The organism is Pseudomonas sp. Pseusp88, from assembly GCF_047303955.1.
Taxonomy (GTDB): Bacteria; Pseudomonadota; Gammaproteobacteria; order Pseudomonadales; family Pseudomonadaceae; genus Aquipseudomonas.
Genome location: NZ_JBGLYM010000001.1, coordinates 246766 through 261587, shown reverse-complemented (window position 1 = coordinate 261587; position 14822 = coordinate 246766). Strand labels below are relative to the sequence as shown.

Sequence of the window (14822 nt, the reverse complement as noted above, 5' to 3'; positions counted from 1 at the left end):
TATTGCAAATGCCCGGCTCCCGGTATGATCGCGCGCCCTGATACACCCGGAACCGGACCTGATGAAACCCACCCTGATCGCCGCCGCAGAGCTCGACCGTCTTGAGACCTGGCAGAAATACTCCAGCTACATGTGCGGAGGCTGCGTTTCCAGCTGCTGCACCTTGCCCGTGGAAGCGAAGATCAAGGACCTGATCAGGATCGGTATCGTCGACGAGTTCGAACAGGGCGATAACCCGAAGAACATCGCCAAGCGCCTGCAAAAGGAAGGCGTCGTCGAGCGCTTCAATCAGAAGACGGGGATCTTCACCTTGCAGCGCATGAGCAACAACGATTGCTTGTACCTGGACCGCAAGAGCCGCCTGTGCACCATCTACGACAAGCGTCCGGACACCTGCCGCAACCACCCCAGGATCGGCCCGCGCCCCGGCTATTGCGCCTACAAGCCCAAGGAAGTGGTACGCCAGGACCATGGCACCCTGAATGCCAATTCGGGGCGGGTGCCGATCAAGTTCTGATCTCGTTGTGACACTGGCGCGGCGCTGTCGCCCGGTAAACACGGTTTTGTAGGAGCTGCCGAAGGCTGCGAATGGGTCTATCAGATAAACCGCTTTCGCAGCCTTCGGCAGCTCCTACATTCATATCGCATTGCAAAATCATGGTCTGGGCATGAATCCCAGACATAAAAAAACGCCCCCGGTCTTGCGACCGGGGGCGTTTTTGTTCCGCCGGGGCTAATTATCAAGCCTTGGCTTTCTTGGCGGCGCGGGTACGCTCGCTTTCGTCGAGGATCTTCTTGCGCAGACGGATCGACTTAGGCGTGACTTCGCACAGCTCGTCTTCCTGGATGTATTCCAGAGCCTGTTCCAGAGTGAACTTCACTGGTGGAACCAGAGCGATGGTTTCGTCTTTACCCGAAGCACGCATGTTGTCGAGCTTCTTGCCCTTGGTAGGGTTGACGCCCAGGTCGTTGTCACGGCTGTTCTGGCCAACGATCTGGCCGTTGTAGATTTCCTGACCGTGTTCAACGAACAGCTTGCCACGCGCCTGCAGGGTTTCCAGGGAGTAGGTCAGTGCCTTGCCGGTCTCAACCGATACCAGTACGCCGTTCTGACGGCCGGACATGTGGCCCGACTTCACGGTGTCGTAGCGATCGAAGATCGAGGTCAGGATGCCAGCACCGTTGGTCAGGGTCAGGAACTGGTTACGGAAACCGATCAGACCACGAGCAGGGATGTTGTATTCCAGACGAACACGGCCCTTGCCATCCGGCACCATGTTGCTCAGGTCGCCTTTACGCAGACCCATCTCTTCCATGACCTTGCCCTGCGCTTCTTCAGGGATGTCGATGGTCACGTTTTCGTACGGTTCTTGCTTGACGCCGTCGACTTCACGAATGATCACTTCAGGACGGCCCAGGGCCAGTTCGAAGCCTTCGCGACGCATGGTTTCGATCAGTACCGAGAGGTGCAGCTCACCACGGCCGGAAACCTTGAACTTGTCGGCCGAGTCGCCTTCTTCAACGCGCAGTGCAACGTTGTACAGCAGCTCTTTGTCCAGACGGTCCTTGATGTTACGGGACGTCACGAACTTGCCTTCTTTACCGCAGAATGGCGAGTCGTTGACCTGGAAGGTCATGGAAACGGTTGGCTCGTCAACGGTCAGCGGCTTCATCGCTTCGACGGTCAGTGGGTCGCACAGGGTGTCGGAGATGAACAGCTCTTCGAAGCCGCTGATGCAGACGATGTCGCCGGCAGCTGCTTCTTCAACGTCGATGCGGTGCAGACCGTGGTGACCCATCAGCTTGAGGATACGACCGTTGCGACGCTTGCCGTCAGCGCTGATCGCCACAACCGGGGTATTAGGCTTGACGCGACCGCGAGCGATACGGCCAACACCGATGACGCCCAGGAAGCTGTTGTAGTCCAGTGCCGAGATCTGCATCTGGAAAGGACCATCACGGTCAACTTTCGGTGCAGGTACGTGGTCGACGACCGCCTGGTACAGCGGGGTCATGTCTTCGGCCATGTCGGTGTGGTCCAGGCCGGCGATGCCGTTGATGGCCGAGGCGTAGACGACTTGGAAGTCCAACTGTTCTTCGGTAGCACCCAGGTTGTCGAACAGGTCGAAGATCTGGTCCAGAACCCAGTCCGGACGCGCGCCTGGACGGTCAACCTTGTTGATGACCACGATTGGACGCAGGCCGGCTTCGAAAGCCTTCTTGGTCACGAAACGGGTTTGCGGCATAGGGCCGTCTTGAGCGTCGACCAGCAGCAGAACGGAGTCGACCATCGACATCACGCGCTCTACTTCACCACCGAAGTCGGCGTGGCCCGGGGTGTCGACGATGTTGATGTGGTAGCCATTCCAGTTGATCGCGGTGTTCTTCGCGAGAATGGTAATACCGCGCTCTTTTTCCTGGTCGTTGGAGTCCATCACGCGCTCGTCGTTGAGCTCGTTGCGCTCAAGGGTACCGGACTGGCGCAGCAGCTTGTCGACGAGGGTGGTTTTACCATGGTCAACGTGAGCAATGATGGCGATGTTGCGTAGATTTTCGATCACTTGTGTATCTCGATCAGAGGATTCGGTCAGCTGTCAGCAAGGCGGGCAGCGATTAACAGGTAGAGTCGGCCAAGGCCGTTACGGCTTGACGACAAGCGTCGGGGGGCCGGTGACGCAAGCCACAGGCAAACAGCCCCGGGCACTTAGCTCGGTCGATAAACGCGCACATTGGCATGCCCCTCACTGAGCAAATGGTGAGCATGCAGGCGGCTCATGACGCCTTTGTCGCAATACAACAGGTACTGGCGAGTCTCATCCAGTTCCTTGAAACGGCTGTTCAGTGCGTAGAACGGCAGTGTCTGTATCTCAATGCCGGGCAGTTGCAGCGGCTGGTCTTCCTGGGCATCCGGATGACGGATGTCGAGAATCACCTGGCCGGCCAGCGCCTGACTGACTTCTTCAATTTCGACATCCTTGCTCAGATCGTCGATGACGCGATCGATCGTGACCAGTCTGGCGCGTTCGAGCGCACGCTCGAGAATCGCCATGTCGAATTGTTTTTCTTCGTACTCAACGCGGTTGCGCTTGGCGTTGGTCTTGGGGTTGACCGAAATCACCCCGCAATACTCAGGCATGTGTCGGGCGAAGTCGGCGGTGCCGATCTCGATCGCCTGATCGATGATGTCCTGCTTGTGGCTGGTGACCAGAGGCCGCAGCACCAGCTTGTCGGTCGCTGAGTCGATCAGCGACAGATTGGGCAGCGTCTGGCTGGACACCTGGGAAATCGCTTCGCCGGTCACCAGTACGTCGATTTCCAGGCGATCGGCAACAGACGAAGCTGCGCGCAACATCATACGCTTCAAAACCACGCCCATATGACTGTTGTCGACTTTTTCGAGAATTTCTCCAAGAACTTCCTCGAACGGTACGCTGACAAACAGCACGCGCTGGGAGCTGCCGAACTTTTTCCAGATGAAATGGGCCACTTCCATCACACCCAGTTCATGGGCGCGGCCACCGAGGTTGAAGAAGCAGAAATGCGCCATAAGCCCACGGCGCATGACCTGGTAGGCCGCCACCGTGGAATCGAAACCGCCGGACATCAGGACCAGGGTCTGTTCCAGCGCGCCGAGCGGGTAGCCGCCCAGGCCGTTGTGCTGGCTGTGGACGACGAACAACCGTTGGTCGCGAATTTCCATGCGCACTTCGATTTGCGGCTTTCTCAACTCGATTCCGGCGGCCCCGCACTGACGGCGCAACTGGCTGCCGACGTACTTTTCCACATCCATCGAGCTGAAAGCATGCTTGCCCGCACGCTTGCAGCGCACGGAAAACATCTTGCCCGGCAGCAGGTCACCGTAGTGCAGCTTGCACTTGGCAACGACGTCGTCCATGTCGCCCAGCGGGTATTCGGCGACCTGAAGGAAATTGGCGATGCCCGGCATGCAGCGCAGGCACTCGTTTATTTCCTCAAGCTTCTTCGGCTCGGTGAGCTGGGTCTCGACTTCGAGGTTGTCCCAAACGCCACCCACCACCACGTCCGGGTCTACTTCACGCAGGACCGTACGGATGTTCTTGGCCAGCTGGCGGATGAACTTCTTGCGCACCGGCGGGCTTTTGATAGTGATTTCTGGGAAAACTTTAACGATTAGTTTCATGGAAACAGCGCGCGAGATGCCAGCCGAAAAAGAGGGGGCGGGATTATAGCGGAAATTGCTCAAGGTTTAACCAGTTATCGTGCGACCAATCATCGACGCACCAAAATGGATCTGTCGCGCAATATTTAGGTCTATTTTGGTGCGTGTATTTTCATAAAAAACTGATTTAAGGGTGAAAACACCAGCGTTTCAGGTAAAAAACCCATCTCGGGGCACTGGCATGCAATTTGCTCCCTTGTGAGGCAGGTTGCCTTGGTCGACTATCGCGCCCGGCATCACCCAAATTAAAGGGCTCACTACTACCCAGCCCTCATTCACCCCGGAGGACAGCATGTCGAAGTCGGTTCAACTCATCAAAGATCATGACGTTAAGTGGATTGATCTGCGCTTCACGGACACCAAAGGCACTCAGCACCACGTGACCATGCCGGCTCGCGATGCGCTGGAAGACGACTTCTTCGAAGTCGGCAAGATGTTCGACGGCTCCTCCATCTCCGGCTGGAAAGGCATCGAAGCTTCCGACATGATCCTGCTGCCAGACGACGACACTGCCGTTCTGGACCCGTTCACCGAAGAGCCGACCCTGATCCTGGTTTGCGACATCATCGAACCTTCGACCATGCAAGGTTACGATCGCGACCCGCGCGCCATCGCTCACCGCGCCGAGGAATACCTGAAGTCCACCGGTATCGGTGACACCGTATTCGCAGGTCCTGAGCCAGAATTCTTCATCTTCGACGAAGTGAAATTCAAATCCGACATCTCCGGTTCCATGTTCAAGATCTACTCCGAACAAGGTTCCTGGATGTCCGACGCGGACATCGAAGGCGGTAACAAGGGCCACCGTCCAGGTATCAAAGGCGGTTACTTCCCGGTTCCACCGTTCGACCACGACCACGAAATCCGCACCGCAATGTGCAACGCTCTGGAAGAAATGGGCCAGACCGTAGAAGTTCACCACCACGAAGTGGCGACTGCTGGTCAGAACGAAATCGGCGTGAAGTTCAACACTCTGGTTAAGAAAGCTGACGAAGTTCAGACCCTCAAGTACGTTGTTCACAACGTTGCTGACGCCTACGGCCGTACCGCTACCTTCATGCCTAAGCCTCTGTACGGCGATAACGGTTCGGGTATGCACGTTCACATGTCCATCGCCAAAGATGGCAAGAACACCTTCGCTGGCGAAGGCTATGCCGGCCTGTCCGACACCGCTCTGTACTTCATCGGCGGCATCATCAAGCACGGTAAGGCGCTGAACGGCTTCACCAACCCTGCGACCAACTCCTACAAGCGTCTGGTTCCAGGTTTCGAAGCTCCAGTCATGCTGGCCTACTCGGCCCGCAACCGCTCCGCTTCGATCCGTATTCCTTACGTCTCCAGCCCACGTGGCCGTCGTATCGAAGCACGTTTCCCGGATCCGGCAGCCAACCCGTACCTGGCTTTCGCTGCTCTGTTGATGGCTGGCCTGGACGGCATCCAGAACAAGATCCACCCTGGCGATGCAGCTGACAAAAACCTGTACGACCTGCCGCCAGAAGAAGCAGCAGAGATCCCGCAAGTTTGCGGCAGCCTGAAAGAAGCCCTGGAAGAGCTGGACAAAGGTCGTGCGTTCCTGACCAAAGGCGGCGTTTTCAGCGACGACTTCATCGACGCTTACATCGCTCTGAAAAGCGAAGAAGAAATCAAGGTACGTACCTTCGTACACCCACTGGAATACGAGCTGTACTACAGCTGCTGATCCGGTCGGGCCAGCGCAAGCGGCTTGAACAAGAGGCCTCCTTCGGGAGGCCTTTTTTGTGGGTGCGGTAAATAGGTATAGGCTTTTTCCGGGTTTCTTTGGCACCCTTGTGTTCTGCATTCCGGCACAGGATGAAACCCACCATGCGTTCGCTTTTTCTGGCTGTCTCCCTCTCCACTCTCGCCTGCCTGTCCTTGACCGGCTGCGCCACCCAAAAGAGCCCGGCTGAGCTGGACTCCCTGCTCGGCGTGATCGGCGAGCGCCTGACCATTGCCGACCCGGTGGCCCTGAGCAAGTGGGACAGCGGCAAGCCGGTGGAGGATTTGCCTCGTGAGCAGCAGGTCATTGACGGCGCCGGAGCGCGTGCCGCCGAGTTCGAGCTGGATCGTAATGATGTGCAGCAGCTGTTCCGCGCCCAGATCGAAGCCAACAAGCTGGTGCAGAACGCCCTGCTCGCTCAGTGGCATGCGGCGGGTACCGCTCCAGCCTTGCCACGACGCAGCCTGACCGAGGACATCCGCCCGCAGCTCGATATCCTGCAAACCCGCCTGCTGCAGACCTACAGCGCCTTCGCGCCAATGCGCAAAGACCCGCAGTGCCAAGCCTGGTTGAGTGCCGCGCGGCAACGGCATGCCAGTGATGCGATTCATGATCAGGGGCTGGTGCGGGCGACCCTGGGGTTGTGTGCGGGTAGCTGAGGCGTTTCTGTGGGGACGGCTTTAGTCGGGAAGGCGCCGGCAGGATCGATACATTTGTGTCGCCTTTCATATTCTCTTCCCGGCTAAAGCCGGTCCCACAACGATCTTGTGTTGTTTGTGTGATGGCACAGTATGTCTGCCACTGATGTGTTCTATGCTGGCGCCTCGAAGCTAGCAGCCCGTACTACCGTTTTCCGGAGACCCCATGCGTCGAAGTCTTGTCTGGCTGTTGTTACTGGTCGCCCTGCCTGCGGCTGCGCAGATCTACAAATACACCGATGCCGAAGGCAATACCGCGTACAGCAACCAGCCGCCTGCTGGCACCAAGGCTCAGGAAGTCGACCTGCCGCCGCTGCCGAGCATCAACACGGTCAAGCCCGCACCTGTGGCGCCCGCTGCGCCGACGACTCCGGCGGCTGCTCAGGGGCAGCAATACAGCGTCCTCGAGCTGACCGACCTGCCCGACGATGAAGCCCTGCGCGCCAATAACGGCAACTTCACCGTGGGTGTGAAGATTCGACCCAGGCTGGACCCCGGCTTCATGTTCCAGCTGCTGGTGGACGGCAAGCCTTATGGCCAGCCGACCAACGTGCCGCGCCTGCAGGTGATCAATATCGACCGTGGTGAGCACAGTCTTGCGGTGCAGGTACTCGACAGCAAGCGGGTGGTCCAGCAGAGCCCGACGGTCACCCTCAGCGTGCAGCGAGTCCATGTCGGCAAACCTTGAAGTGCGCGCCCTGTTGCTCTGCCTGCTGTTGTCCTGGATGTTGCCCGCGACGGCCGATGTTTTTACCTACATCGACGCCAACGGCAACCGGGTGTTTACCGACCAGCCGAAGAAAGGCGCCAAGCGCGTAGAGATCCCGCCAACCAATAATCTGACGGGAACTGCGCCCGCGCAAAAGCCGTCCGCACCGACAAAGGCGGCCAAGCCCAAGGCCATGTTTCACTACCAGTTGCTGCGTATTCTGGTGCCTGAGCCGGATGCGACGATCCGCAGCATGGAAGGCAATCTGATTGTCAGCGTGACCAGTGAGCCAGCCCTGCAGGATGGCCATGTCTATCGCTTGCTGCTCGATGGCCAACCCGTGAGTGATAGCGGACGCAGTCCGGTGTTTCCGTTGAATAACATCGATCGCGGTACCCACCGGCTGTCAGTGGAAATAGTCGACGAGCTGGGGCGGGTCGTCGAGCGAACACCCAACCAGGCGTTCCATATGCAACGCACTAGTCTGGCGCAAAAACGCCAGGCCCATCCCTGCAAGGAGGGCGACTACGGTGTGCGCCCCGAATGCCCGCTGGTGCTCAAGCCCGCAGAATAAAGCGGTGAGCAGCATGCACTGTCGCCCGGGAGGTCCTGCGAAGGCGGGAGTGCCTCGGCTCTTCGTGTGCGCATAAATGGTGCATTATTTTCCCGTTCCTGAACGAGTGCAGCCCATTTTGGTTCGAAAAGAACCAGTGCTAGCTGCGTAATGTTGCACGCTGTCCAAAAAATGCCCGATTTTCCGGCTTTAGCGCTTCTTTTCGGAGCCTTGGTTTGGTTTTTGCAACTTCAGTGTATTAACGCCCCGTCGGTACTGTAACAACTGCGTGCCAAAGCTGGCGAAGGCCAACCAGCATCAGCACTCCGGGGCTGCCTGAAATTGCAATGTGCCAAAAGAGGTCAACGATATTCATGACTATCAGCGACACGCTGCACCGACTGTTACTCGACAACCTGACCACTGCCACCATTCTGCTCAATGCCGATCTGCGCCTTGAGTACATGAATCCGGCGGCTGAGATGCTGTTGGCGATCAGCGGTCAGCGTAGCCACGGGCAATTTATCAGCGAACTGTTCACTGAGTCCGCCGAGGCCCTGAGTTCGCTGCGTCAGGCGGTCGAGCAAGCGCACCCGTTCACCAAGCGCGAAGCGATGCTCACGGCCCTCACTGGCCAGACCATCACCGTCGACTACGCCGTTACGCCGATTCTCAGTCAGGGTCAGACCATGCTGTTGCTTGAGGTGCACCCTCGCGACCGGCTGTTGCGTATCACCAAGGAAGAGGCCCAGCTGTCCAAGCAGGAAACCACCAAGATGCTGGTGCGCGGCCTGGCCCACGAGATCAAGAACCCTCTGGGCGGGATTCGCGGAGCCGCGCAGTTGCTGGCCCGGGAGCTGCCGGAAGAAAGCCTCAAGGACTACACCAACGTCATCATCGAAGAAGCCGACCGCCTGCGTAACCTGGTGGATCGCATGCTCGGCTCGAACAAGCTGCCGTCCCTGGCCATGACCAACGTGCACGAGGTGCTCGAGCGCGTATGCAGTCTGGTTGAAGCCGAAAGCCAGGGCTGCATCACTCTGGTGCGCGACTATGATCCAAGTATTCCGGATGTCTTGATCGATCGCGAACAAATGATCCAGGCCGTACTCAACATTGTGCGTAATGCCATGCAGGCCATCAGCGGCCAGAACGAGTTGCGTCTGGGTCGGATCAGCCTGCGCACCCGGGCGATGCGCCAGTTCACCATCGGGCATGTGCGCCATCGCCTGGTGAGCAAGATTGAAATCATCGACAACGGCCCCGGTATTCCGGCCGAACTTCAGGAAACCATTTTTTACCCGATGGTCAGTGGGCGCCCGGACGGCACAGGGCTCGGTCTTGCCATTACCCAGAACATAATCAGTCAGCATCAGGGCCTGATCGAATGTGACAGCCATCCTGGCCATACCACTTTCTCGATCTTCCTGCCGCTGGAACAAGGAGCAGCTTCGACATGAGCCGTAGTGAAACTGTCTGGATCGTAGATGACGATCGCTCGATTCGCTGGGTACTGGAAAAGGCCTTGCAGCAGGAAGGCATGACCACGCAAAGCTTTGACAGTGCCGATGGCGTCATGAGCCGCCTGGCGCGTCAGCAGCCGGACGTGATCATTTCCGATATCCGCATGCCCGGTGCCAGTGGTCTGGACCTGCTGGCGCGAATTCGCGAGCAGCATCCGCGCCTGCCGGTGATCATCATGACTGCCCATTCCGACCTCGATAGCGCCGTGGCGTCCTATCAGGGCGGGGCTTTCGAATACCTGCCCAAGCCGTTCGACGTCGACGAGGCGGTTTCCCTGGTCAAGCGCGCCAATCAGCACGCTCAGGAACAACAGGGCATGGACGTTGCGCCAACCCTGACCCGTACCCCGGAAATCATCGGTGAAGCGCCGGCGATGCAGGAAGTGTTTCGCGCCATCGGGCGTTTGAGCCACTCCAACATCACGGTGCTGATCAATGGCGAGTCGGGCACCGGTAAAGAACTGGTCGCCCACGCTCTGCATCGTCACAGCCCGCGTGCTGCGGCGCCGTTCATTGCCTTGAACATGGCGGCGATTCCCAAGGACCTGATGGAATCCGAGCTGTTTGGCCACGAAAAAGGCGCCTTTACCGGTGCGGCCAACCTGCGTCGCGGCCGTTTCGAACAAGCTGATGGCGGCACCCTGTTTCTCGATGAAATCGGTGACATGCCCGCCGACACTCAGACTCGCCTGCTGCGCGTACTGGCTGACGGCGAGTTCTACAGGGTTGGTGGGCACACACCGGTCAAGGTCGACGTGCGCATCATCGCCGCGACCCACCAGAATCTGGAAACCCTGGTACAGGCCGGCAAGTTCCGTGAGGACTTGTTCCACCGCCTGAACGTGATCCGCATCCACATTCCACGCATGTCCGACCGTCGTGAAGACATCCCGACCCTGGCCAAACACTTCCTCAGCCGCGCCGCTCAGGAACTGGCCGTGGAGCCGAAGCTGCTCAAGGCCGAGACCGAGGAATACCTCAAGCACCTGCCATGGCCGGGTAACGTTCGCCAGCTGGAGAACACTTGCCGCTGGATCACCGTAATGGCCTCCGGTCGTGAAGTGCATATCAGCGACCTGCCGCCCGAGCTGCTGAGCCTGCCGCAGGATGCCGCGCCAGTGACCAACTGGGAGCAGGCCCTGCGCCAATGGGCCGATCAGGCTCTGGCCCGTGGTCAGTCCAGTCTGCTCGACAGCGCCGTGCCGACCTTTGAACGCATCATGATCGAAACCGCCCTCAAACATACCGCCGGTCGCCGTCGCGACGCTGCCGTGTTGTTGGGCTGGGGCCGTAATACCTTGACTCGCAAGATCAAGGAGTTGGGCATGAAGATCGATGGCGGCGACGATGACGAGGGTGACGAAGCCTGAGCAACTGCTTGAGCGACTGTGGGACTGTCTTTAGCCGGGAAGGCGCCTTCCCGGCTAAAGACGGTCCCACATTGGAAAGCGGGTATGGAACTACCAACCTGTCGCAGCTATCCAACGCTCACAATCAATGCAGGAGTGCTTCACCATGCGTCTCAAGTTCGCGGTCGCCACGTTAGCGTTGCTTTCCCTGCCGGTCGGTTCAGCGATGGCTGATGGCTTCTGGCGCGATGTCATTTCTTCCGGTGCTACCACCGGTTCTACCTACCTGACCTTCAAGGACCACAAGCTGATCGTCGCCGCTCAGGACGACGCTGGCAGCTTCGTCGCGAGCGACGGCGGCATTCGCGGGCCGTTTCTGGAGGCGGCCATCGAGCAGGTGCGTCGCGACAACCCTGGCCTGAAGGCCACTGACATGGGTCTGGCCAACGCCATCCTGGCGAAGAATCTGGTCGCGCAAAACCAATAAATTTTGCGCTGAATGACACTGTGGGAGCGGATTCATCCGCGAAGAGGCCGCGTTGATCGATAGATCTCTATCAATCAAACGCCTCATTCGCGAATGAGTTCGCTCCCACAGTTTTTGTGCCGGGTGGTGCAGGTTTACTCGCCGATAGCTGCCTTGTAACCAGCAGCATCCAGCAGCTTGGCCAGATCGCCTGTGGCGTCGCTTGGCTTGACCTTGAAGATCCATGAGCCGTAAGCATCACTGTTCAGCGACTCAGGGCTGTCACCCAGGGACTCATTGACTTCGACCACTTCACCGCCAACCGGGGAGTAGATGTCCGAAGCGGCCTTGACTGACTCAACCACGCCCGCCGTGTCGCCAGCGGCGAAAACCTTGCCGATTTCCGGCAGCTCGACGAATACCACGTCACCCAGTGCTTCCTGGGCATGGTCGGAAATACCGACGACGATCACATCGCCCTCTTGCCTGGCCCATTCGTGGCTGTCGGCAAAACGCAGTTCGGCGGGAATATTGCTCATTTATTCGTCCTCGGATCGGGTCAGCGGAAGTCCGCAAAAAATATTGTTAAATCAGGGTTTTGCCATGCCGTACGAAGGTAGGTTGTACCACTCGCACTGGATACCACTTGCCGCGAATCTCTACTTCGGCGCGGTCGGCTGTCGCCATGGGGACCCGAGCCAGAGCAATCGATTTGCTTAGCGTAGGAGAGAAACTACCACTGGTGATCTCTCCTTCGCCAATTTCTGCGATGCGCACCACCTGATGGGCGCGCAGTACGCCGCGCTCCTCCAGGACCAGGCCGACCAGACGCGATGAAACGCCCGCCGCGTGTTCGGCGGCCAAGGCGGCTCGGCCAATGAAGTCGCGATCGGCCGGTTCCCAGGCGATGGTCCAGGCCATGTTCGCGACCAGTGGCGAAACCTGCTCATCAATGTCCTGGCCGTAAAGGTTCATGCCGGCTTCCAGGCGCAGTGTGTCGCGGGCGCCCAGGCCGATAGGGGAAATACCCGCTCCTACCAGGTCATTGAAGAAGCCGGGCGCCTGTGCGGCGGGCAGGATGATTTCCAGGCCGTCTTCGCCTGTATAGCCGGTGCGAGCGATGAACCAGTCGCCCTCCTCGTGACCTTCGAAAGGCTTGAGGCGATGGATCAGTTCGGCACGTTGGGCCGAGACCAGTTCGGCGATCTTGCGCCGGGCGTGAGGGCCTTGAATGGCCAGCATTGCCAGGTCCGGACGCTCGATCAGTTGCACATCGAAGCCTTTGAGCTGGCGCTCCATCCAGGCCAGGTCCTTGGCGCCGGTAGCGGCGTTGACCACCAGGCGATAACCGTTATCGGTGAGGTAGACGATCATGTCATCGATCACCCCGCCTTCGGCGTTGAGCATGGCGCTGTACAGGGCCTGGCCAATATTCCTCAGGCGGCCGACATCGTTGGCCAGCAGGTGTTGCAACCAGGCCCTGGCCTGACTGCCGGTGACATCGATCACATGCATGTGCGAGACGTCGAACACGCCGCAATCGCGTCGCACCTGATGGTGCTCCTCGACTTGCGAGCCGTAATGCAGCGGCATGTCCCAACCACCAAAATCGACCATCTTCGCGCCTAGAGCGAGGTGCAGGTCAAAGAGGGGCGTACGCTGTCCCATGGGTTTCTCCTTCCGGGCGTGGCGAAGGTGTGGGCTGCTTGCTATGGCTCAGGCAGGTATCGACCCCCAAGGACAGGGGGCGAAACCGTGATTGGCACGTAGAATTGTCTGACAGACCACACCGATTGCGGCGCATTGTAGCCGCAAGGCGAGAGACCCGCACCTAAGCGATCTGTCGCGCCGAACGTCGGATCAAACCAATGACCGGCAGCAGGCCGACCAGTACCAGCGTCAGTGCAGGCAGAGCGGCCCGTGCCCACTCGCCTTCGCTGGTCATCTCAAAAATCTTCACGGCCAGGGTGTCCCAGCCGAAAGGCCGCATCAGTAGGGTCGCGGGCATTTCTTTGAGTACATCGACGAAGACCAGCAAGGCGGCACTCAGGGCTCCGGGCACCAATAACGGCAGATACACCTTGAAAAACAATCGTGGCCCACTGACACCCAGGCTGCGGGCGGCTTCAGGCAGCGAAGGGCGGATACGCGACAGACTGTTTTCCAGCGGCCCGTAAGCGACCGCAATGAAGCGCACCAGATAGGCCAGCAACAGTGCCGCAAGGCTGCCCAGCAGCAAAGGCTTGCCCGCGCCACCGAGCCAGTTGGAAAGCGGGATGACCCATTCGCGGTCCAGATAACTGAATGCCAGCATGATCGACACAGCCAGCACCGAGCCCGGCAGGGCGTAGCCCAGATTGGCCAGACTCACACCGGCGCGTATGCCCCGGGTCGGTGCCAGACGGCGGGCGAACGCCAGGATCAGAGCGACGCAAACAGTGAGCAGCGCTGCCGTACCGCCCAGATACAGGGTGTGCAGGATCAGGTCGAGATAGCGCTCGTCCAGATCGAAGCGCCCGCGCTGCCAGACCCACACCACCAGTTGCAGCACCGGCACCACGAACGCACAGGCGAATACCAGCCCGCACCAGGTGCTTGCGGCCAACGCCTTGATGCCGCGCAGGTGATACAACGCGTGACTTCGCGGTCGCTCGTTGGCTGCGCGATTGGCGCCCCTCGCGCGATGCTCGCCGTACAGCACCAGCATCACCGCCAGCAACAGCAGGCTGGCAAGCTGTGCCGCGCTGGACAGGCTGAAGAAGCCATACCAGGTCTTGTAGATGGCCGTAGTGAAGGTGTCGAAGTTGAACACCGAGACGGCGCCAAAGTCCGCCAGGGTCTCCATCAGGGCCAGGGCTACACCTGCCCCGATGGCAGGTCGTGCAATCGGCAGGGCGACCCGCCAGAAGGCCTGCAAGGGCGATTGCCCGAGTATCCGCGCCGCTTCCATCAGGCCCTTGCCCTGGGCAAGGAAGGCAGTGCGCGCCAACAGGTAGACGTAGGGGTAAAACACCAGCACCAGAACAAAAATCACCCCGCCGGTAGAGCGTACCCGTGGCAGGCGCATACCGTTGCCGAACCATTCGCGCAGCAGGCTTTGCACCGGGCCGGAGAAATCCAGCAGGCCGACGAAGACAAACGCCAATACATAGGCCGGAATCGCAAACGGCAGCATCAATGCCCAATCCAGCCAGCGGCGACCGGGAAACTCACAGAGACTGGTCAGCCACGCCAGGCTCACCCCAAGCAGGGTCACACCGACGCCGACACCCAGCAACAGGGTGGCGGTATTGCCCAGCAGGCGAGTCATCTGGGTTTCCCAGAGGTGCGACCAGATCTGCTGATCGATGGTCTGCCAGGACAACAGCAGGACACTCAATGGCAGCAGGACCAACGCGGCGATGGCGTAGACCAGGGGGTACCAGCGGCGTTGGGCGGGATGGGCCAAGGGGAAGGATTCCACAAACCTATGATTTGGAATGAGATCTCGTAGGAGCCGACTTGCTGGCGAAAGCGGTTTGACAGGCGAAAGCTTCATCGACTGATCCAACGCCATCGCCAGCAAGCCGGCTCCTACGGATCGGTTTT

At 59.2% G+C, this 14822-nt stretch carries 13 protein-coding genes; 8 read left to right on the top strand and 5 right to left on the bottom strand.

The genetic code is table 11. The features are described from left to right. Positions 1-61: 61 nt before the first annotated feature. Positions 62-517, top strand: a complete 456-nt coding sequence (locus tag ACCD02_RS01260; RefSeq protein WP_413298126.1) for a YkgJ family cysteine cluster protein — start codon at positions 62-64, stop codon at positions 515-517. A 223-nt stretch (positions 518-740) separates the two neighbouring features. On the opposite strand, the gene typA is transcribed toward ACCD02_RS01260, so the two are convergent. Next, the gene (gene typA / locus ACCD02_RS01255) at positions 741-2561 is read right to left on the bottom strand and encodes a translational GTPase TypA (RefSeq protein WP_413298125.1); all 1821 of its coding nucleotides are present in this window, start codon (positions 2559-2561) and stop codon (positions 741-743) included. A gap of 143 nt (positions 2562-2704) precedes the next feature. Continuing rightward, positions 2705-4159, bottom strand: coding sequence for a tRNA uracil 4-sulfurtransferase ThiI (thiI, locus tag ACCD02_RS01250; protein WP_413298124.1), 1455 nt, complete (start codon positions 4157-4159; stop codon positions 2705-2707). A gap of 331 nt (positions 4160-4490) precedes the next feature. Between thiI and glnA the strand changes: the two genes are divergently transcribed. The 7 genes from glnA to ACCD02_RS01215 all read left to right on the top strand — a co-directional run bounded on the left by glnA (position 4491) and on the right by ACCD02_RS01215 (position 11255). Next, on the top strand, positions 4491-5897 hold the full coding sequence (gene glnA, locus ACCD02_RS01245; RefSeq protein ID WP_413298123.1) for a type I glutamate--ammonia ligase: 1407 nt from the start codon (positions 4491-4493) through the stop codon (positions 5895-5897). Between the two features lie 143 nt (positions 5898-6040). After that, positions 6041-6595 (top strand): chorismate mutase, encoded by a 555-nt coding sequence (locus tag ACCD02_RS01240; protein WP_413298122.1) that lies wholly within the window; start codon positions 6041-6043, stop codon positions 6593-6595. Positions 6596-6800: 205 nt separating this feature from the next. Beyond that, positions 6801-7322, top strand: coding sequence for a DUF4124 domain-containing protein (locus tag ACCD02_RS01235; RefSeq protein WP_413298121.1), 522 nt, complete (start codon positions 6801-6803; stop codon positions 7320-7322). Continuing rightward, a complete protein-coding gene (locus tag ACCD02_RS01230) occupies positions 7306-7917 on the top strand; it encodes a DUF4124 domain-containing protein (RefSeq protein ID WP_413298120.1) in 612 nt (203 codons plus the stop codon). The genes ACCD02_RS01235 and ACCD02_RS01230 overlap by 17 nt, the downstream gene beginning before the upstream one ends. A 353-nt stretch (positions 7918-8270) precedes the next feature. Beyond that, on the top strand, positions 8271-9356 hold the full coding sequence (glnL, locus tag ACCD02_RS01225; RefSeq protein WP_413298119.1) for a nitrogen regulation protein NR(II): 1086 nt from the start codon (positions 8271-8273) through the stop codon (positions 9354-9356). Beyond that, entirely contained in the window at positions 9353-10789 is a 1437-nt protein-coding gene (ntrC, locus tag ACCD02_RS01220) for a nitrogen regulation protein NR(I) (RefSeq protein ID WP_413298118.1), read from the top strand. Before glnL ends, ntrC begins: the two co-directional genes overlap by 4 nt. 145 nt (positions 10790-10934) lie before the next feature. Then, the gene (locus tag ACCD02_RS01215) at positions 10935-11255 is read left to right on the top strand and encodes a DUF2388 domain-containing protein (RefSeq protein WP_413298117.1); all 321 of its coding nucleotides are present in this window, start codon (positions 10935-10937) and stop codon (positions 11253-11255) included. Positions 11256-11389: 134 nt separating this feature from the next. Here ACCD02_RS01215 and gcvH read toward each other — a convergent pair whose 3' ends face one another. The 3 genes from gcvH to ACCD02_RS01200 form a co-directional block, all read right to left on the bottom strand. After that, positions 11390-11773, bottom strand: coding sequence for a glycine cleavage system protein GcvH (gene gcvH / locus ACCD02_RS01210; RefSeq protein WP_413298115.1), 384 nt, complete (start codon positions 11771-11773; stop codon positions 11390-11392). Positions 11774-11819: 46 nt separating this feature from the next. Further along, positions 11820-12902, bottom strand: coding sequence for a glycine cleavage system aminomethyltransferase GcvT (gcvT, locus tag ACCD02_RS01205; protein ID WP_413298114.1), 1083 nt, complete (start codon positions 12900-12902; stop codon positions 11820-11822). 163 nt (positions 12903-13065) lie between these two features. After that, complete coding sequence (locus tag ACCD02_RS01200) at positions 13066-14682, bottom strand: ABC transporter permease (protein ID WP_413298113.1); 1617 nt, start codon at positions 14680-14682, stop codon at positions 13066-13068. Positions 14683-14822 lie beyond the last annotated feature (140 nt).

Coding starts and splice junctions, on each gene's coding strand:
- ACCD02_RS01260 (WP_413298126.1), top strand. CDS start 62: ATGAAACCCACCCTGATCGCCGCCGCAGAGCTCGACCGTCTTGAGACC.
- thiI (WP_413298124.1), bottom strand. CDS start 4,159: ATGAAACTAATCGTTAAAGTTTTCCCAGAAATCACTATCAAAAGCCCG.
- glnA (WP_413298123.1), top strand. CDS start 4,491: ATGTCGAAGTCGGTTCAACTCATCAAAGATCATGACGTTAAGTGGATT.
- ACCD02_RS01240 (WP_413298122.1), top strand. CDS start 6,041: ATGCGTTCGCTTTTTCTGGCTGTCTCCCTCTCCACTCTCGCCTGCCTG.
- ACCD02_RS01235 (WP_413298121.1), top strand. CDS start 6,801: ATGCGTCGAAGTCTTGTCTGGCTGTTGTTACTGGTCGCCCTGCCTGCG.
- ACCD02_RS01230 (WP_413298120.1), top strand. CDS start 7,306: ATGTCGGCAAACCTTGAAGTGCGCGCCCTGTTGCTCTGCCTGCTGTTG.
- glnL (WP_413298119.1), top strand. CDS start 8,271: ATGACTATCAGCGACACGCTGCACCGACTGTTACTCGACAACCTGACC.
- ntrC (WP_413298118.1), top strand. CDS start 9,353: ATGAGCCGTAGTGAAACTGTCTGGATCGTAGATGACGATCGCTCGATT.
- ACCD02_RS01215 (WP_413298117.1), top strand. CDS start 10,935: ATGCGTCTCAAGTTCGCGGTCGCCACGTTAGCGTTGCTTTCCCTGCCG.
- gcvH (WP_413298115.1), bottom strand. CDS start 11,773: ATGAGCAATATTCCCGCCGAACTGCGTTTTGCCGACAGCCACGAATGG.
- gcvT (WP_413298114.1), bottom strand. CDS start 12,902: ATGGGACAGCGTACGCCCCTCTTTGACCTGCACCTCGCTCTAGGCGCG.